Raw genomic sequence first — 16,370 nt, forward strand, 5'->3', positions numbered from 1 at the left:
GCCGCTCGACAGAAGGTGGCCCGCGCCTATCCTTGCCGGGACACATTCACGGCGGACAAGGAGACCCCATGTCGATCGAATACCTGCACACGATGGTGCGCGTGAAGGACCTGGAGAAATCGATGGCCTTTTACGAAATGCTCGGCCTCAAGGAACGCCGCCGCTCGGAAAGCGAGAAGGGCCGCTTCACGCTCGTCTTCATGTGCCCGCCGGGGCAGGAGGATGGCCACAACGACCTCGAGCTGACCTACAACTGGGATGGCGACGACGCCCTGCCCGACGACAGCCGCCACTTCGGCCACGTGGCCTACCGCGTCGATGACATCTACGCCCTGTGCCAGACGCTCATGGACAACGGTGTGACGATCAACCGCCCGCCGCGCGACGGTCACATGGCCTTCGTGCGCTCGCCGGACAACGTGTCGGTCGAGCTTCTGCAGAAAGGCGACGCGAAGGAGCCGCAGGAGCCGTGGGCCAGCATGGAGAACACCGGCAGTTGGTAAGCGCTGCGCGCCTCGGCGCGCTGGCCGCGGGATTCTGGGCGGGACTGGCCGCCGGAAGCCCCGCCGCCGCGCAGGAGTGTCAGCTGGCGCTCCTGCTGGCGCTCGACGTGTCGTCCTCGGTCGATGCCGGAGAATACGTGCTCCAGCGCGACGGGATCGCCGCCGCGCTGGACCATCCCGACGTGCGCTTCGCGCTGCTGTCGGGACCGGGAACGGTGGCGCTGTCGGTCTACGAGTGGAGCGGCCGCCGCCAGAGCAGGGTCACCCTCGAATGGACGCCGATCGCGGACGCGGGAACGCTCGACCGGGTGATCGCCGAGATCGCCGGGATGGGCCGCAGTCAGGACCGCTTTCCGACCGCCATGGGGTTCGCACTCGGGTTCGGCGCCACCCACATGCGGCAGGCCCCGGATTGCGCGCGGCACGTCATTGACGTCTCGGGCGACGGCCTGACGAATGACGGCTTCGGTCCGCAGCTGGCCTACCAGCACTTTCCGTTCGAGGGGGTGACGGTGAACGGCCTGGCCGTCCTGGGCGCCGATCCGGACGTGGAGGCGTATTTCCGCGACGTGGTGCGCCACGGTCCGGAGTCTTTCGTCGAAGTGGCGGATGGCTACGCGGGCTTTCAGAGGGCGATGACCCGCAAGCTCTACCGCGAGATCGGCGGGCTGGTTGTGGGCTCTCGCGCGAGACCTCATCCCGAGGCGGGGTAAGGCGGATCCGGTCGCCCACGTCGCGTCACGGGTCTCGATGCTCGCCGGCTCCGCGATGACGCACCTTTCGAGCCGACGCCGCAGACCATAACTTGCATCTTCGGAGGCGTGCCCGCTCCGTCATGCCTGACCGCGCCGGCCACCAGATCGACCTGCGCGCAGACCCGGTTCAGCGCAGCCGCGGCGGCGCGTCCGGATCGCTGCCGGGTGCCTTCGGGGCCGCGCGCTCCGTCTCCGGCGGCTCCGGCAGGTCGAAACGCATTGCCACCCGCGCCAGTCGCGCCGCCAGAGGATCGTCGTCGCCGAGGAACGCGACGTCGAGCGCGCCGGCTTCCAGACCCGAGAACACCAGCGCCTCGTTCACCGCCCGTGCGAGGGGGCCTTCGGCCCCGTCCACCGTCCCGGTCAATCCCAGAAGATGCCCGCGCGCGCCGTCCTCGTATTCCACACCGGCCAGGTAGGCGCGGCGTGCGAGCCCTGCCGCCTTCGCCAGTCGCGCGTCGAGCGCGCGCAAAAGCGCCTCGGGCAGGTTGCCCGGCGCCGTGACCTCGACCGGACGCGCCTCGGCCTCGGCGGGCGCGTGGCCGAGCGTCTCGGCCAGCCAGCCTAGCGCCTCGGGTGGCAACAGCGTCTGCGACGGCGCGTCGAGGTTCAGCGCAAGGCCAGCCCCCTGCCCCGCCAGCATCTGCGCCAGAGCCCGCCCCGGCAAAGCGGCGTAGGGCGCGGGCTTGCCCGCGAAGGCCGAAAGCCGGTCCTCGCGGTCGAAGGCCAGCACGAAGGTCGCGCCCTCGGCCTCCACTGTCTCGGGGTCGAGCGTGTCACCCTGCGCCTCGGCCCGCAGCATCACGCAAAGCTCGCTGTCGGCCAGCCGTGCGTAGAATGTCAGACGCGCATTGTCGTCCTCGGGCACGGCCTCCATCGCCGCGTGGGCGGCGTCGAGCGGGGTCTGATCGGTCATCGCGGCTCCTTTCGCACGGGCGCGGACCCTCAGCCGGATCGATGCGCGATGCAAGGGCGCGGGCGGGCTTGCGGCGCCCGGCCGCAGCCATATGTGTGCGCCCCATGAGCGAAGATATCGAGGCCCTGGCCGAAGAAATCCGCGGCTGCCGTATCTGTGCCGAACGGTTCGCCGCCACCGCCACCGGCCACCGCCCGCGCCCCTGCGTCTGGTTCGCGCGCGGCGCCCGCATCCTGGTTTGCGGGCAGGCGCCGGGGATGCGTGTTCACGAGGCCGGAAAGCCGTTCTGGGACGCGTCGGGTAACCGGCTGCGCGCCTGGATGGGGATCGGTGAGGACGTGTTCTACGACCAGTCGCAGGTCGCCGTCCTGCCCACGGCGTTCTGCTTTCCCGGCTACGACGCGCGCGGATCGGACCTGCCGCCGCCCAAGGTCTGCTGGGAGACCTGGCACCACCGCTGCCTCGACGCTCTGGGGGACGTGCCGCTGCGCCTGCTGATCGGCGGCCACGCGATCCGTCGCCACACCGGCGACCGTCGCCCCGTGACCGAGGTCTGCCGAGACTGGCTCGCGCAGCCGCACGGCACCTTTGTCCTGCCGCACCCGTCGTGGCGCAACACGGCCTTCCTCAAGCGCAATCCGTGGTTCGAGGCCGAGGTCGTCCCCGCCCTGCAGGAGGCGGTGGCCACCGCGCTTCGCGACTAGGCGAAGATTGCGGAGGGACTCGAGAGCGCTGACGCCAAGCGGCTTGCGTTGGGATGGTAATTAGAGGGGTGACGGCCGTCGCCGTGCCGCCAGGCCGTTCCCCCGTCCAGACGGCGCCTAGCGCCGCGCCGCCGTGGCGGGCAGATCGGCCAGCGCCTCCGGCACGATCACCCGCGTCTCGTAGGCAACAAGGCCCGCGATGCGCCGCAGGTGGTCGGGCCGGAACGCGATGCAGCCCGCGGTGGGCCGACCGGGCCGCCGCCAAGCGTGCAGGAAAATTGCCGATCCCCGGCCCGGTTGCGCTTCGGGCCAGTTCCAGTCCGTCAGCATCACGAGGTCGTAGCGCTGGTCCGCCAGCCGCAGACGCTCGTGGCTGCCGGCGTAGGGCGCCTGCACCATCGTATTGTACGCCGCGTCGTCGCTGTCGTCGGACCAAAGGTCGAAGGCCCCGATGGGCAGCGCCCAGTCGGCCGGCGCCGCCATCCGGTCGGCCCGGTAGAGCATCCCGACAATCCGGTGCGTGCCCACGGGCGTGGCGCCGTCCCCCTCGCGCTTGTTGTGGGTTACGCCACTACGGCCGATCGTGCAGGGCCAGAGTCGCCCCGCGAAGCGCAGGCCCCGCGGCGTCAGGACCATGTCCTCGGGCTTGTGCCGACCCTCGCCCGCGCGGACGGCGTGACGGCTCATGCCGCCTTGGCCGCTTGCAGGTCGGACATCGCCTCGGCCGCGATTTCGAAGGACCGTTCGCGCGCGGTCGCGTCGTGGATCTGGCCGGTCAGGATGACCTCGTCAGGCCTGTGCTGCGCGATGAGCTCCGCGAGGCGCGCCCGGACCGTCTCGGGGCTGCCCGTGGCCGACACCGACAGGGCGCTGTCGATGGTCGGAAGCGCGCCGGCCGGGATCACCTCGCGGATGTCGTCCACGGGGCGCGGCAGCTTCCCCGGCTGGCCGGTGCGCAGGCGATAGAAGGCCTGCTGCATCGACGTCCGCAACCGCACGGCCTCTGCGTCGGTGTCGGCCCCGAAGACGTTGATCGCGAGCATCGCATAAGGCTTTTCGAGGCTCTCCGACGGCTGAAAGCGTTCACGGTAAAGCGCAAAGGCGCGTTCCAGCGCCGCGGGTGCGAAGTGGGACGCGAAGGCGTAGGGCAGACCCAGCTGGGCCGCGGTCTCCGCCCCGGCGAGCGACGAGCCCAAGACCCAGAGCGGCACGTTGGTGCCCTCACCCGGATGCGCGCGCACGGCGAGGTCGTCGCGGGCGGGGCCGAGCAGCATGCGCAGCGCCTCGATCTCTTCGGGGAAGCGTTCGGCGCGCGAAGGGTGGACGCCCAGCGCCTGCATCACCGCATGATCGCCGCCCGGCGCGCGTCCGAGGCCGAGGTCGATGCGGTCGGGGTGCAGGGTGGCCAGCGTGCCGAACGCCTCCGCCACTGCGAGCGGCGCGTGGTTCGGCAGCATGATGCCGCCCGCGCCGACCCGCATGTGGCGGGTCCGCGCGGCGACGTGGCCGATCAGCACCGAGGTCGCGGCCGAGGCGATGCCCGGCATGTTGTGGTGCTCGGCGAGCCAGTAGCGATGATAGCCCCAGGCCTCGGCCTTCTCGGCAAGGCGCTCCATATTGCGCAGCGCCTGGGCGGTGTCGGCCCCCTCGGGAACGGGGGCAAGATCGAGAAGCGAGAAGCGCATGGCGTCCTCCGGACGGGATAACGGCGGGTTTCCCGAAACCTAGGCGCGCACGACCGATTTCGGAAGGGGCACAGGCAAGGCCGCAGGGCCGCTGTCCGGAGCGGCGGGGTTGCACGGATGCAGCAAGGACGGAGCGGTTGCACTGCAAAGCCACAGCAACCGGAACCGCGTTCGGTCGCGAGACCTCGATATCCCCTCTCCCAGCCGGCTGGCGGCGAACGCTTCGCCGGAACCGCGTGGGTCGCGAAAGGCTTTGCGCCCACAACTGGCGGGTTTTTCGAACTCGGTGGCCGGACTCGAGGTGTCGGAGACAGGCGGCGCACCGACCTTCCGGTCAGGCGGCGGTCAGGACCCTGGCCTCGTGACCCTTCAGCGCGGGCCGTGCGGAGGTGAAGCGGCCGGGGGCGTCGTCGGCCGCCTCGAGCTCGGGGAAGAGCGCGTAGATCTCGGCCTTCTGGTCATCGAGCAGCGCGTCGAGCGAGGATGCGTTCGGCTGAAAGCTTTCGGTCCAGAGATCGTCGCCGAGGACGATCTCGTGGCTTTCGAACATGAAGTGCACGTAGGTGACGCCATCGCGGACGCGGCCGCGCCCGATGCCCACACGGCCCAGCATGGTGCGGGCGGGCACCAGAACCTCTTCGGAGCCGAACAGAAGCTGTGCCTCCACGCCGCCGAGCAGAAGTTGGTGCTGCGGCGATACCATCATCCGGCGCGAGGGGCAGCCGGGACCGAAGGCGTCCTTCTCGATGACCACGGGCCGCAGCGCCGGGTGGGCAACGAGGTCGGCCTCGACCAGGCGACGCTCGCCGGCCCAGGCAACCTCGCGGTAGCCGGAATCGCGGGTCAGCACGCGGTCGCCCGCACGAATGTCGGCCACGTCCACGTCGCCGCGCAGGGTCTTGATGCGCGTGCCGGGGGTGAAGCACGGGGTTTGCCGCGCCGCCTCTGCCGAGGCGGGGGAGCGGCCGTGCTCTGCCACCGGTTCGTCGTGGTCCGTCCCGGCGGCGAGGCGTCGCCAGGGCATCTCGTTGGTCACGTTCATCTGAATTCGCTCGTACCGTAGTCCCTGAGCCGCAATTGTTGTGTACGCCGTGCCCGTCCGTCTGGTGGAGTCGGGGCGCGGAGACCCTGCGGCCGTGGTCGTTTAGAAACCATCCAAAGAGGGCGGCAAATCGAGGCGGAAGTGGTAACAATTGGATTTGATTACGTCGAAAATCCGGCACGACGACCGCCCGAATTCATCCGAGACACGGCCGCCGGGCTTTGCTAGGACCGTGTCCGACGGCCCCGTGGCTCAACTGGATAGAGCAGCCCCCTCCTAAGGGGCAGGTTGCAGGTTCGAATCCTGCCGGGGTCGCCATCTCCGGAACCATCCGCCCCCGACGCAGCGCCCCTGCTTCGATACCCCGGAACCGGCCCGCGCATCACAGCGTTGTGAAGCGACCCCAGGCCGCCGCAAGGACCTTTATGGACGACCGTCACCCGCGCGCCGAAAAGGCGCACGTCGTCGCACATGAGCGGCCCGAACTCCTGATGTTCTGCGCCGTCGCGGGGCTCGTTGGCAATGTCGCCCCTCTGGTGACGATCACCTGGGGCACGCTGGTCACCGAACATGCCTTCATCGCCGACACGATCAGCGACCTCGCCAAGGGCGACAAGAAGTGGATCATGGACCTGGGCTTCTACCTCAATGCCGGCGGGCTTCTGGGCCTGGCCATCGCCTCGGCGCACGCGCATCTGGGCCGCGCGGGATGGTCGGTCGGCATTTTCTGCCTCGCATTCCTCGCGCTGGTGGTCACTCTCCTCGGACTTTGGGACGAGTTCCACACAGCGGGCGACAACCCGCCCGGCATGACGGTGCATACGAAACTGACGTTCCTGCTCGGGCCGCTCTACCTCGCCGGCCCGCTGGCGATGGCGCGCGGCGCGGCGGGGATCGGGCGGAGCTACCCGGCGTTCTTCCTTGCAGCGGCCGCGATCTGGGTGGTGTTCGCCACCGCGTTCAAGCTGGCGCCCACGGACTACGATGGCATTCTCGAGAAGATCGCCATCGGCGGGACGATGCTGTGGACGATGCCACTGTCGGTGTTCTTCCTCGTCCGCGGCTGGGAAAAGGCGCACCGGATCACGCCAACCGACTGACATGATTAAAAAAATGGCCGGGCACAGTGCCCGGCCAGGTCCAACAGGGAGGGTGGCACGCGATATCCCGCACGTGCCTACGGGTCATATGCGAAACGACGCGTAAGGAGTTCGGTTCCCGCCTCACGCGACATTCGCGAATTTAAGACACCAAACGGTACCCGCCGGACTCGGTCACCAGCAGGCGCGCGTTCGAGGGATCGGGTTCGATCTTCTGCCGCAGCCGGTAGATATGGGTCTCGAGCGTATGGGTCGTGACGCCCGCGTTGTAGCCCCAGACCTCGTGCAGAAGCACATCGCGCGGGACCACGCCGTCCGGAGCGCGATAGAGGAACTTGAGGATGTTCGTCTCCTTCTCGGTCAGGCGGATCTTCTTCTCCGCCTCGTCCACGAGAAGCTTCATCGAGGGCCGGAATGTGTACGGCCCGAGTTGGAACACCGCGTCCTCGGACTGCTCGTGCTGGCGCAACTGGGCGCGGATGCGGGCGAGCAGGACGGGAAACTTGAACGGCTTGGTGACGTAGTCGTTGGCACCCGCGTCGAGGCCGAGAATGGTGTCGGCGTCGCTGTCGTGCCCGGTGAGCATCAGGATCGGCGCCTTGACGCCCTGCTTGCGCATGAGCCGGCAGACCTCGCGGCCGTCGGTGTCGGGCAGGCCGACGTCGAGGATCACGAGATCGAAGAGCTGTTCCTTGGCGCGGGTCATCGCCGCGGCGCCGCTTTCGGCCTCGAACACCTCGAAATCCTCGGTCAGGACGAGCTGTTCGGCCAGCGCCTCGCGCAGGTCGTCGTCATCGTCGACGAGCAGGATGTTCTTGAGTTGCGCCATGTGCGGTCCTCCGTGGTTTTCCCGCAAATGTGATCGCCCGGGACTTCCGACAAGCATTGTGGCAGGCGACTCACGTCCTCGTGTCTCTCGTCGCGCTTTGTTACATGATCCCCGCAGCCTGCCCGCGAAAGGACGCCCGATGGCCCTTGCTCCCGACCTGACCGAACAGCTGGCCCGTGCGCGGGGCGACCTGCGCATGGGGGTGCCGGTGGTGCTGGATGCGCCCGGGGGCGCCGCGCTCGTGATGGCGGCCGAGACGCTCGACCCGGCGCGGCTGGCCGACCTGCGCGATCGCGGCCTGACGCCCGACCTCGTGCTGACGGCGCGGCGCGCGGCGACCCTGCGGGCGCGGGCCTATGACGGCGACGTGGCACGGGTCATCCTGCCCGAGGACGCCGGGCCGGACTGGATCCGCGCCGTGGCCGATCCCAAGGACGATCTCGCCCGGCCGATGAAGGGGCCGCTGAGCACGCGGCGGGAGGGCGACGCGGGCCTGCCACGGCTGGCCATCGCGCTGGCGAAGTCGGCGCGGCTCCTGCCCGCGGCCCTGGTGGCCCCGCTCGAGGACGGCGCGGGCTTCGCCGCCGCGCACGGGCTCGCGCGGCTCGACGCCGCGGCCGCCGCCCCGCACCTGCACGAGCTCAGCCCGCTGCGCCACGTGGTCACCGCGCGCGTGCCGCTGCGCGCGGCCGAGGACGCCCGCCTGCACGTCTTCCGTCCCGCCGACGGCTCGGAGGAACATTACGCCATCGAGATCGGCCGCCCGGACCGCGACGCGCCGGTCCTCACACGGCTGCACTCGGCCTGCTTCACCGGTGACCTGCTGGGCTCTCTCAAATGCGATTGCGGCCCGCAGCTGAACGCGGCGCTGGCCCAGATGGGGGCGGAAGGCGCCGGCCTGCTGCTCTATCTCAACCAGGAGGGGCGTGGCATCGGGCTGGCCAACAAGATGCGGGCCTACGCGCTGCAGGACCAGGGCTTCGACACGGTCGAGGCGAACCACCGTCTGGGTTTCGAGGACGACGAGCGCGACTTCCGCCTCGGTGCGGCGATGCTGGAGGCGCTCGGCGTCGACAAGGTGCGGCTGCTGACGAACAATCCCGCCAAGATCGCCCGCATGGAGGAGGAAGGCATCGCCGTGGCCGAGCGGGTGCCGCTGCGCGTCGGCGAGACGCGCTTCAACCACCACTACCTCAAGACCAAGGCCGAGAAGTCGGGCCACCTGCTCTGACCGCGCGGGGCCGGCAGGCTCGGCTGCGTCACTCCGGTACGGCGAAGGTCAGCGCGGCCCAGAGCGATTCCCACATCGCGTCCTTGCCTCCGGGGCCGGTCACTTCCGGCTCGCGCACGACCACCGCGTCGGCAAGGTAGGTGTGCCCCGGCGCCACCGTGAAGCTCGCCCGCCCCTCGGCATCGGTCGTTGCCTCGCCGCGCGTGACGTCCCCCGAAGCCGACCGGTCGAACAGCGTCACGCGATGATCGGCCAGAGGCTCGCCACGGTAGAAGAGCCGCACGGTCATCTCTCCGGGCAACTCGGCGGTGTAGGGATTTGTCTCCGCGACCAGTTCGATCTCCATGTCGCGATAGGCATCCGCGCCCGCGCCGTCACCCACCCCGACCAGCGCCTTGGTGAACCGGGTATAGACCTCGGTCACGTCCTCCTCGGGCAGATCGCGCTCGGCATGGGTGTCGAGGAAGGCGGCGTTGCCCTTCTCTTCGAGGAAGGTCTGGAACTTGTCGAAGCCGTCATAGGTCAGGTCCACCGGGTTGGTACGGTAGAGCACCGTGTTCAGCCCCTCGCCCAGCGGCTCGGTGGTGATTGCCGGGCGGTCGCCCAGCCGCCCCTCGATCTCGCGGCTGTCGCCATCGGTGAAGATCTCCGCGCGCGCGATCGAGCGCGTCAGCCACGGCAGGCTGTTGCCGGCGAAATCCATGCCGTTGCGCACGGCGACCACGATCTCCTGGTCCGGTTCGACGGTCCAGTCCGCGGCGTCGAGCCAAAGCTCGTGGGCGCTGGCAGGCCCGGCGAGACAGGCGGCGAGGAGGACGGCGGCGGTGCGGCGGAACATGGCTGAACCTTTCGGGATAGGTCGGACCAACCCGATCATAGGGCAGCGACCGGTCGCCGCCATGACAGTCGCGCGAGCGGTGCCCTCGACACCGGTGCGCGGTGCGGCCTAGGGTCCCGCACCACGCCAGACCAAGAAAGAGCAACCATGCCCACGATCTACCTGCTGAACGGCCCGAACCTGAACCTGCTCGGGCAGCGGCAGCCCGAGGTCTACGGCCACGAGACGCTGGACGACGTGTTGACGCTGGCCCGCGCGGCCGCGGGCGACGCCGCCCGGGTCGAGGCGTTCCAGTCCAACCACGAAGGCCAGTTGATCGACTGGATCCACGAGGCGCGGCGCGCGGCGGACGCGATCGTCATCAATCCCGGCGCCTACACCCACACCTCGATCGCGATTCTCGACGCGCTCAACGCCTTCGAGGGTCCGGTCTTCGAGGTGCACATCAGCCAGGTGCACAAGCGCGAGGCGTTCCGTCACCACTCCTACGTCTCGCTGCGCGCGGACGGGGTGATCGCGGGCCTCGGGATCGAGGGCTACGCCGCTGCCGTGCGCCGGGCTGTGGCACTGATCGGAGCGCGCGGCGCGGACGGCCCGTCTTAACCGTTCGATCAGAGTTCTGTGCGACTGACCTCTCGGACAAACAGCCGTGCGTGAGGATCTTCATGTTTGCTTTTCGTGGCGCGCAGCCCTCGAACCCGTCGGACGCCATCGCCCGCCGCGCCATCGAGCGCACGCACCTGATCCTGCACCTGACCAGGGACGGCCGCATCGTCCGCGGCAACGCCCGCATGGCCGAGGCGCTCGGTCGCGACAAGCTGGAACTGACGGGCCGCAGCCTGCATGACCTCATCCGCCAGCAGGATCGGGACGCGGCATGGTTCGCGGACCTCCTGCGCCGCATCGCGCGGGGCGAGGACGTGACCCGCATTTTCGCCGTGCAGACCGCGAGCGGCGAGGAACGCTGGTTCTCGGCCGTCTTCTGCAAGGTCGACGACGATCCCGAAACGCAGGCGCTTTGCGTCGCGCGGGACATTACCGAACATCACCTCGCACGGCGGGAGAACCGCAGCCACACCGACGCCCTGAAGCGATCGATGGCTGTCATCGAGTTCGACCTCGACGGCACCATTCTCGATGCCAACGAGCAATTCCTGAAAACGGTTGGCTACACGCGAGACGAGGTCGTGGGCAAACATCACCGCATCTTCATGCCCCGGTCCGAGGCCGCAACGCAGGACTACGCCAAGTTCTGGACCGACCTCGCCGCGGGCCGGTCCCGCTCCGGCCTGATGGAGCGGGTCGGCAAGGGCGGACGCCACGTGTTCCTTCAGGCCAGCTACGAGACGCTGAAGGACCCCGACGACAAACCGTTCCGCGTTGTGAAATACGCCTTCGACGTCACCCGGGCGAAAGACCTGGAACGCGACTGCCTCGACCAGATCGAGGCCATCCAGATGGTCCAGGCGGTGATCGAGTTCGAGCCCGACGGCACGGTCCGCACCGCGAACGACCTGTTTTGCTCGCTGATGGGCTATGCCCAGTCGGAGATTGCCGGGAAGCATCACCGCATCTTTCTCGAACCCGCCGAGGCGGCCAGCGCGGACTACCAGACTTTCTGGCCGGCGCTTCGCGCGGGCGAGAAGAAGTCGGGCGAGTTCGTCCGCCGCGACAAGGCCGGCAACCCGGTCTACATCCGCGCAAGCTACAACCCGATCCGCAACGCGGCGGGCGAGGTGGTCAAGGTCGTGAAGTTCGCCGTCGACACCACGCAGTTGCGCGTCGCCGCCGACAGCGTCCGCGACGGGCTGGAGCGACTGGCCGAGGGGCGGCTCGACGTCGAGATCACGCAGCCGCTCGGTGACCTCGACGCGATCCGCGTGAACTTCAACACCTCCGTGTCGCGGATCCGCGAGATCATCGGGCAGGTGACCGGCCACACCGCCGAGGTCGCCGGAGAGGCACGCGCCATCGCCTCCGCCACGGACCAGCTGGCACGCCGGACAGAGCGTCAGGCCGCCACGCTGGAAGAGAACACCGCGGCCCTGCAAGAGCTGACAACCTCGGTGAAGGGATCGGCCGAATCCGCCGCCGAGGCCCGTCGCCGCGCCACCAGCGCCATGGACGACACCGAACGCTCGGGCGAGGTCGTGCGCACCGCCACCGCAGCGATGGACGAGATCGCCACCTCGTCCAACAAGATCTCGTCCATCACGAGCCTGATCGACTCGATCGCGTTCCAGACGAACCTGCTCGCCCTCAACGCGGGCGTCGAGGCCGCGCGCGCCGGCGATGCCGGCCTCGGCTTCGCCGTGGTCGCCTCCGAGGTGCGGTCGCTGGCACAGCGGTCCTCCGATGCGGCGCGCGAGATCTCCGAGCTGATAGGTGCCTCCGAGCAGCAGGTGAAGCGCGGCGTCGACCTCGTGAAAAAGACCGGGGAAGCCCTGTCCGCCATCCAGCGCAAGGTGACCGACATCAACGAAAGCGTCGAGAGCATCGCCACCAGCGCGAGCGACCAGTCCGACCGGATCGAGGAAATGAACACTTCCGTCGGTCAACTCGACCAGGTCACGCAGCAGAACGCCGCCATGGCAGAGGAGACGAACGCCGCGATCGACTCGCTTGAACAGATGATCGCCCGGGTGTCGAGCGCACTGACCTATTTCGACCACGCCGCGGGCGAGGCAGCCGCGCCGGCCGCCCGGACCGCCAGGGCGGCCGGCTGACGCCCACCCCGCACGGAAAGGGCGCGGCCCGGTTCCCCGAGCCACGCCCCACCTATCCGAACCGTGCGGCGTGCCGCTGCCAGCCGCACTGACCTCAGCCGGTCACGACCCGCCTTCGAGTGCCTCGTCGGTGATATCGTGCGTCCACGCGCCCTCGGGCTCTTCGGTGATCGCCGGGTTCTCCTCGGACACCGCCGACAGCAGCGTATCCACTGTCTGCTGGTAGGCCTCGGGATCGAGCGCGCCGTTCGAGCCCTCGGTCAGCTTGGCGACCTCGCCCATCATATAGACCTGGTGCTCGAGCGTCTGCGCGCCGGTCATGTCGTTGTCGACGACGATCTGGGCAGCCTCCTCGGGGTTCTCCTCGGCCCACTTCCAGCCCTTCATCGACGCCCGCACGAAGCGCGCCATCTTGTCCTGGAACGCCTCGTCCTCGAGGTCCTCCTCCATGACGTAGAGACCATCCTCGAGCATCCCCACGCCCTCTTCGAGGTAGTTGAAGTTGACCAGTTCCTCCTCGGTGTAGCCGGCGTCGAGGATCTGGCCATACTCGTTGTAGGTCATCGTCGAGATGCAGTCGGCCTGCCCTTGCAGAAGCGGGTCGACGTTGAACGCCTGCTTGAGGACGGTCACGCCCTCCTCGTCCGCGCCATCGGTGTCGATCCCTAGCTGCGCCATCCAGGCGTAGAACGGATACTCGTTGCCGAAGAACCAGACGCCCAGCGTGCGGCCGGGGAAGTCCTCGGGGCTCTCGACCCCGGTTTCCTTGAGGCAGGTCAGCTGAAGACCGCCGGTCGAGAACGGCTGCGCGATGTTGACGAGCGGCACGCCGCGCTCGCGCGCGGCCAGCGCCGCCGCCATCCATGTCACGATCACGTCGGCGCCCCCGCCCGCGATCACCTGCTCGGGCGCGATGTCCGGGCCGCCCGCCTTGATCGTCACGTCGAGGTTCTCTTCTTCGTAGAACCCCTGGTCTTCGGCCACGTAGTAGCCGGCGAACTGGGCCTGCGTGACCCATTTCAGCTGCAGCGTGACCGCATCCATGTCCTGTGCCGCGACCGGCGCGGCAAGCCCCGCGGCCAGTGCGCCCGCGATGAGTTGCGTCTTCATGTAGTACCTCCTTGTCGGTTCCGACTTCTCGCCCGCCGTTCTCAGGAGCGGTGCGACGGGTGCCAGAACGTGACCCGTGTCTCGAGTGCGGTGATCGCGCCGTAGAACAGCGTCCCCGCCAACGCCGCCACGACAATTTCCGCCCAGACCATGTCGAGCGCAAGCTGCCCCACGGAGGTCGAGATGCGGAAACCGACGCCGCGGATCGGAGAGCCGAAGAACTCGGCGACGATCGCGCCGATCAGCGCCAGCGTGGTGGAAATCTTCAGCCCGTTGAAGATGAACGGCATCGCCGCCGGCAGCCGCAGCTTCACGAGCCCCTGCCAGTAGGAAGCCCCGTAGGTCCGCATCAGGTCGCGCTGCATGGCTCCGGTATCGGCAAGTCCCGCGACCGTGTTCACCAGCATCGGGAAGAACACCATCACCACGACCACCGCGGCCTTCGATTCCCAGTCGAATCCGAACCACATCACGAGGATGGGCGCGGTGCCGACGATGGGCAGCGCCGCCATGAAGTTGCCCACCGGCAGCAGGCCGCGGCGCAGGAAGGCAAAGCGATCGGCCACGATCGCCACCCCCACCGCGGCAAGGCAGCCGATGACGTAGCCCGACAGCGCGCCCTTGAGGAAAGTCTGGACGAAGTCCTCCCACAGTGTCCCGAAGCGGGCCACGAAGGTCTCGGCGATCACCGAAGGCGCGGGCAGGATCACCATCGGCACGTCGAGCCCGCGCACGATGAGCTCCCACATGCCCAGAAGCGTCGCGCCGAAGATCAGCGGCACGGCCAGCCGTGTCACCGCACCATTCCGGCCCGGCCCGTTGGCCAGTTGTGCGTTCAGCGCCCAGGCGGCCGCCCACAGCACGAATGCGAATATCACCAGCGTCATTTCGGCCCTCCGGCTTCTTCTTGGCGGAAACATCCTCGGGGGGGCCACCGCAGGTGGTGGGGGGCCGACAGCCGCCCTGCCCTGTCCGTCACGCGCATCCCGGTCATGTCGTCATCCCCATCCGGCCCAGCAAAGCGCGCTCGATCACGCCAAGCAGCCCGACGCAGAGCGCGGCGAGGATCGCGGCGGCGAAGAGTGCGGCCCAGATCTGTTCGGTTTGGCCATAGTAGCTGCCGGCCAGAAGCCGCGCGCCCAACCCCGCCGACGCGCCGGTGGGCAGCTCGCCGACGATGGCCCCGATCAGCGAGGCGGCGATGCCGATCTTCAGCGACGCGAAGAGGTAAGGCATCGACGAAGGCAGCCGAAGCTTCCAAAACGTCTGCCCCTTCGTGGCGCCGTAGGTCGCCATCAGGTCGAGGTCCATCCCGTTGGGGCTCCGCAGTCCCTTCACCATGCCGACGACCACGGGGAAGAACGACAGGTAGGCCGAGATGATCGCCTTCGGGACGATGCCCTGGATGCCCACGGAGTAGAGCACCACGATGATCATCGGCGCGATGGCGATGATCGGCACCGTCTGGCTGACGATGGCCCAAGGCATCACGCTCATGTCCATCACGCGCGAATGCACGATCCCGACCGCCAGCGCGATGCCGAGAACAGTACCGAAAACGAAGCCGAGAAGGGTCGCCGAGAGCGTCACCCAGCCGTGCCAGATCAGGCTGCGGTTGGAGGTCACGGGCTCTCCGACGGTGCCCGCCCACAGTTCGGCCGCGACCTGGTGTGGGGCCGGCAGGCGCGCACGGTCCTGATCGAAGGCCCCCGCGACGGCAACACCCGGATTACGGACAGCGAGGGCAAGCCCGCTCATGCCGCGCCTGTCGGAGGCGCTCTCGGGCGAGACGGCGACGTCGGCCCGGGCCGCCTGCAGAACCGAATTGGACGCATTCATCGGGATGCAGGCCAGGTACCAGATCGCCAGCAGGGCCGCGACCACGGTCACCACGGGCAGGAGCGCGTGGGAAAAGCCGCGCGCCCAGAGCGCCACGCGCCCAGAGCGGCCGATCCCAGCGCCCTGCGCAGCGAGAGGGGCGGTGTCGGTCATGACGTCCCTCCCCTCTGCTCGGCCGCCGCGCGAGCGGCGCCGCCGGGTGCCTCATGCTGGAGCGTTTCGAACGCGAAAATGCCACGGGGCCCGGAATGTCCGGGCATCGACGAGCGCGCGGTCATGCGGCCTCCATTCCGGCGCGCAGGCCGTCGCGGACGCGATGGGCGATCTCGATGAATTCGCGGCTGTCACGAATGTCGAGCGGGCGTTCCTTCGGCAGCGGGCTGTCGATCACGTCCGAGATCCGGCCGGGGCGCGGGCTCATCACCACGATCTTGGTGGACAGGTAGACCGCCTCCGGGATCGAGTGGGTGACGAAGAGCATGGTCTTCTCGGTGCGCGCCCAGAGAGAGAGAAGCTCTTCGTTCAGGCGGTCGCGGACGATCTCGTCCAGCGCGCCGAAGGGCTCGTCCATGAGCAGGATCTCGGCATCGAAGGACAGCGCGCGTGCGATCGAGGCGCGCTGCTGCATTCCCCCCGAGAGCTGCCAGGGATACTTCTTCTCGAACCCGTCGAGGTCCACGAGCGCCAGCGTGTCGGTGACCCGCTTCCGCTTCTCTGCCTCGGAATAGCCCATGATCTCCAGCGGCAGGCGGATGTTGCCGCCGATGGTGCGCCACGGGTAAAGGCCGGCGGCCTGGAACACGTAGCCGTAGGCGCGGGCGCGGCGGGCTTCGTCCGGCGTCATGCCGTTCACCGTGAGCGTGCCGCCGGTGGGTGCCTCGAGCCCCGCGACGCAGCGCAGGAACGTGGTCTTGCCGCAGCCCGAGGGGCCGATGAAGGAGACGAACTCGCCCTTTTCGACATCGAGGTTCACGTCCTTGAGGGCGTGGACCGGGCCGTCGTTGGTCTGGAACGTCAGGTTTAGTGACTTTGCTGAGATGACGGGGGACATGACCCCTCCCTGGCTTGTCTGTTGCGGCGCCGCGGCGCCGG

17 protein-coding genes and 1 tRNA gene are annotated in these 16,370 nt (G+C 68.8%); 8 read left to right on the forward strand and 10 right to left on the reverse strand.

The window, feature by feature from the left end; translation table 11 throughout:
• The first annotated feature begins 68 nt into the window (after positions 1-68).
• Both BMX29_RS02775 and BMX29_RS02780 read left to right on the forward strand, forming a co-directional pair.
• A complete protein-coding gene (locus tag BMX29_RS02775) occupies positions 69-503 on the forward strand; it encodes a VOC family protein (protein ID WP_043843131.1) in 435 nt (144 codons plus the stop codon).
• Positions 470-1,216, forward strand: a complete 747-nt coding sequence (locus BMX29_RS02780) for a DUF1194 domain-containing protein (RefSeq protein WP_244889128.1) — start codon at positions 470-472, stop codon at positions 1,214-1,216. The genes BMX29_RS02775 and BMX29_RS02780 overlap by 34 nt, the downstream gene beginning before the upstream one ends.
• A 169-nt stretch (positions 1,217-1,385) precedes the next feature.
• Here the strand turns inward: BMX29_RS02780 and BMX29_RS02785 are convergent, their stop codons facing one another.
• Positions 1,386-2,174, reverse strand: a complete 789-nt coding sequence (locus tag BMX29_RS02785) for an SseB family protein (RefSeq protein ID WP_092810242.1) — start codon at positions 2,172-2,174, stop codon at positions 1,386-1,388.
• A gap of 104 nt (positions 2,175-2,278) precedes the next feature.
• Here BMX29_RS02785 and BMX29_RS02790 point away from each other — a divergent pair, with 104 nt between their 5' ends.
• Positions 2,279-2,878 carry a uracil-DNA glycosylase family protein gene (locus tag BMX29_RS02790; RefSeq protein ID WP_092810244.1) on the forward strand — a complete coding sequence of 200 codons (600 nt, stop codon included), beginning with the start codon at positions 2,279-2,281 and terminating at the stop codon, positions 2,876-2,878.
• A 117-nt stretch (positions 2,879-2,995) separates the two neighbouring features.
• Here the strand turns inward: BMX29_RS02790 and BMX29_RS02795 are convergent, their stop codons facing one another.
• From BMX29_RS02795 to BMX29_RS02805, 3 genes are all read right to left on the reverse strand, one after another.
• On the reverse strand, positions 2,996-3,565 hold the full coding sequence (locus BMX29_RS02795) for a L,D-transpeptidase family protein (RefSeq protein WP_244889129.1): 570 nt from the start codon (positions 3,563-3,565) through the stop codon (positions 2,996-2,998).
• Positions 3,562-4,563, reverse strand: a complete 1,002-nt coding sequence (locus BMX29_RS02800; protein WP_092810246.1) for an LLM class flavin-dependent oxidoreductase — start codon at positions 4,561-4,563, stop codon at positions 3,562-3,564. Before BMX29_RS02800 ends, BMX29_RS02795 begins: the two co-directional genes overlap by 4 nt.
• 334 nt (positions 4,564-4,897) lie before the next feature.
• On the reverse strand, positions 4,898-5,605 hold the full coding sequence (locus BMX29_RS02805) for a Hint domain-containing protein (RefSeq protein ID WP_092810248.1): 708 nt from the start codon (positions 5,603-5,605) through the stop codon (positions 4,898-4,900).
• Between the two features lie 241 nt (positions 5,606-5,846).
• Between BMX29_RS02805 and BMX29_RS02810 the strand changes: the two genes are divergently transcribed.
• Together BMX29_RS02810 and BMX29_RS02815 are read left to right on the forward strand one after the other, a co-directional pair.
• Positions 5,847-5,923: transfer RNA gene (locus tag BMX29_RS02810), tRNA-Arg, on the forward strand.
• Between the two features lie 107 nt (positions 5,924-6,030).
• Positions 6,031-6,705: a DUF998 domain-containing protein gene (locus tag BMX29_RS02815; RefSeq protein ID WP_051487462.1), complete on the forward strand. Its 675-nt coding sequence runs from the start codon at positions 6,031-6,033 to the stop codon at positions 6,703-6,705.
• A gap of 142 nt (positions 6,706-6,847) precedes the next feature.
• On the opposite strand, the gene BMX29_RS02820 is transcribed toward BMX29_RS02815, so the two are convergent.
• Entirely contained in the window at positions 6,848-7,534 is a 687-nt protein-coding gene (locus BMX29_RS02820) for a response regulator transcription factor (protein ID WP_043843125.1), read from the reverse strand.
• Between the two features lie 139 nt (positions 7,535-7,673).
• Here BMX29_RS02820 and ribA point away from each other — a divergent pair, with 139 nt between their 5' ends.
• A complete protein-coding gene (gene ribA, locus BMX29_RS02825; RefSeq protein ID WP_092810250.1) occupies positions 7,674-8,765 on the forward strand; it encodes a GTP cyclohydrolase II in 1,092 nt (363 codons plus the stop codon).
• A gap of 28 nt (positions 8,766-8,793) precedes the next feature.
• On the opposite strand, the gene BMX29_RS02830 is transcribed toward ribA, so the two are convergent.
• Positions 8,794-9,603, reverse strand: coding sequence for a DUF4198 domain-containing protein (locus tag BMX29_RS02830; RefSeq protein ID WP_175471104.1), 810 nt, complete (start codon positions 9,601-9,603; stop codon positions 8,794-8,796).
• A gap of 147 nt (positions 9,604-9,750) precedes the next feature.
• On the opposite strand from BMX29_RS02830, the gene aroQ reads away from it, so the two are divergent.
• Positions 9,751-10,206, forward strand: coding sequence for a type II 3-dehydroquinate dehydratase (aroQ, locus tag BMX29_RS02835; protein ID WP_043843114.1), 456 nt, complete (start codon positions 9,751-9,753; stop codon positions 10,204-10,206).
• Between the two features lie 62 nt (positions 10,207-10,268).
• Positions 10,269-12,329: a methyl-accepting chemotaxis protein gene (locus BMX29_RS02840; RefSeq protein WP_092810254.1), complete on the forward strand. Its 2,061-nt coding sequence runs from the start codon at positions 10,269-10,271 to the stop codon at positions 12,327-12,329.
• 102 nt (positions 12,330-12,431) lie between these two features.
• Here the strand turns inward: BMX29_RS02840 and BMX29_RS02845 are convergent, their stop codons facing one another.
• From BMX29_RS02845 to BMX29_RS02860, 4 genes are all read right to left on the reverse strand, one after another.
• Complete coding sequence (locus BMX29_RS02845) at positions 12,432-13,439, reverse strand: ABC transporter substrate-binding protein (protein ID WP_043843112.1); 1,008 nt, start codon at positions 13,437-13,439, stop codon at positions 12,432-12,434.
• Between the two features lie 41 nt (positions 13,440-13,480).
• Entirely contained in the window at positions 13,481-14,326 is an 846-nt protein-coding gene (locus BMX29_RS02850) for an ABC transporter permease (protein ID WP_092810256.1), read from the reverse strand.
• Positions 14,327-14,429: 103 nt separating this feature from the next.
• On the reverse strand, positions 14,430-15,431 hold the full coding sequence (locus tag BMX29_RS02855; protein ID WP_092810258.1) for an ABC transporter permease: 1,002 nt from the start codon (positions 15,429-15,431) through the stop codon (positions 14,430-14,432).
• Positions 15,432-15,552: 121 nt separating this feature from the next.
• Positions 15,553-16,329, reverse strand: a complete 777-nt coding sequence (locus BMX29_RS02860; protein ID WP_092810260.1) for an ABC transporter ATP-binding protein — start codon at positions 16,327-16,329, stop codon at positions 15,553-15,555.
• Positions 16,330-16,370 lie beyond the last annotated feature (41 nt).

The sequence above is a fragment of the Roseivivax marinus genome, assembly GCF_900109705.1.
Classification (GTDB): domain Bacteria; phylum Pseudomonadota; class Alphaproteobacteria; order Rhodobacterales; family Rhodobacteraceae; genus Roseivivax; species Roseivivax marinus.

What these genes read in the sequence shown, in the direction of transcription:
- BMX29_RS02775 (WP_043843131.1), top strand. Translation starts at nt 69, where the DNA reads ATGTCGATCGAATACCTGCACACGATGGTGCGCGTGAAGGACCTGGAG.
- BMX29_RS02785 (WP_092810242.1), bottom strand. Translation starts at nt 2,174, where the DNA reads ATGACCGATCAGACCCCGCTCGACGCCGCCCACGCGGCGATGGAGGCC.
- BMX29_RS02790 (WP_092810244.1), top strand. Translation starts at nt 2,279, where the DNA reads ATGAGCGAAGATATCGAGGCCCTGGCCGAAGAAATCCGCGGCTGCCGT.
- BMX29_RS02795 (WP_244889129.1), bottom strand. Translation starts at nt 3,565, where the DNA reads ATGAGCCGTCACGCCGTCCGCGCGGGCGAGGGTCGGCACAAGCCCGAG.
- BMX29_RS02800 (WP_092810246.1), bottom strand. Translation starts at nt 4,563, where the DNA reads ATGCGCTTCTCGCTTCTCGATCTTGCCCCCGTTCCCGAGGGGGCCGAC.
- BMX29_RS02805 (WP_092810248.1), bottom strand. Translation starts at nt 5,605, where the DNA reads ATGAACGTGACCAACGAGATGCCCTGGCGACGCCTCGCCGCCGGGACG.
- BMX29_RS02815 (WP_051487462.1), top strand. Translation starts at nt 6,031, where the DNA reads ATGGACGACCGTCACCCGCGCGCCGAAAAGGCGCACGTCGTCGCACAT.
- BMX29_RS02820 (WP_043843125.1), bottom strand. Translation starts at nt 7,534, where the DNA reads ATGGCGCAACTCAAGAACATCCTGCTCGTCGACGATGACGACGACCTG.
- ribA (WP_092810250.1), top strand. Translation starts at nt 7,674, where the DNA reads ATGGCCCTTGCTCCCGACCTGACCGAACAGCTGGCCCGTGCGCGGGGC.
- BMX29_RS02830 (WP_175471104.1), bottom strand. Translation starts at nt 9,603, where the DNA reads ATGTTCCGCCGCACCGCCGCCGTCCTCCTCGCCGCCTGTCTCGCCGGG.
- aroQ (WP_043843114.1), top strand. Translation starts at nt 9,751, where the DNA reads ATGCCCACGATCTACCTGCTGAACGGCCCGAACCTGAACCTGCTCGGG.
- BMX29_RS02840 (WP_092810254.1), top strand. Translation starts at nt 10,269, where the DNA reads ATGTTTGCTTTTCGTGGCGCGCAGCCCTCGAACCCGTCGGACGCCATC.
- BMX29_RS02845 (WP_043843112.1), bottom strand. Translation starts at nt 13,439, where the DNA reads ATGAAGACGCAACTCATCGCGGGCGCACTGGCCGCGGGGCTTGCCGCG.
- BMX29_RS02850 (WP_092810256.1), bottom strand. Translation starts at nt 14,326, where the DNA reads ATGACGCTGGTGATATTCGCATTCGTGCTGTGGGCGGCCGCCTGGGCG.
- BMX29_RS02855 (WP_092810258.1), bottom strand. Translation starts at nt 15,431, where the DNA reads ATGACCGACACCGCCCCTCTCGCTGCGCAGGGCGCTGGGATCGGCCGC.
- BMX29_RS02860 (WP_092810260.1), bottom strand. Translation starts at nt 16,329, where the DNA reads ATGTCCCCCGTCATCTCAGCAAAGTCACTAAACCTGACGTTCCAGACC.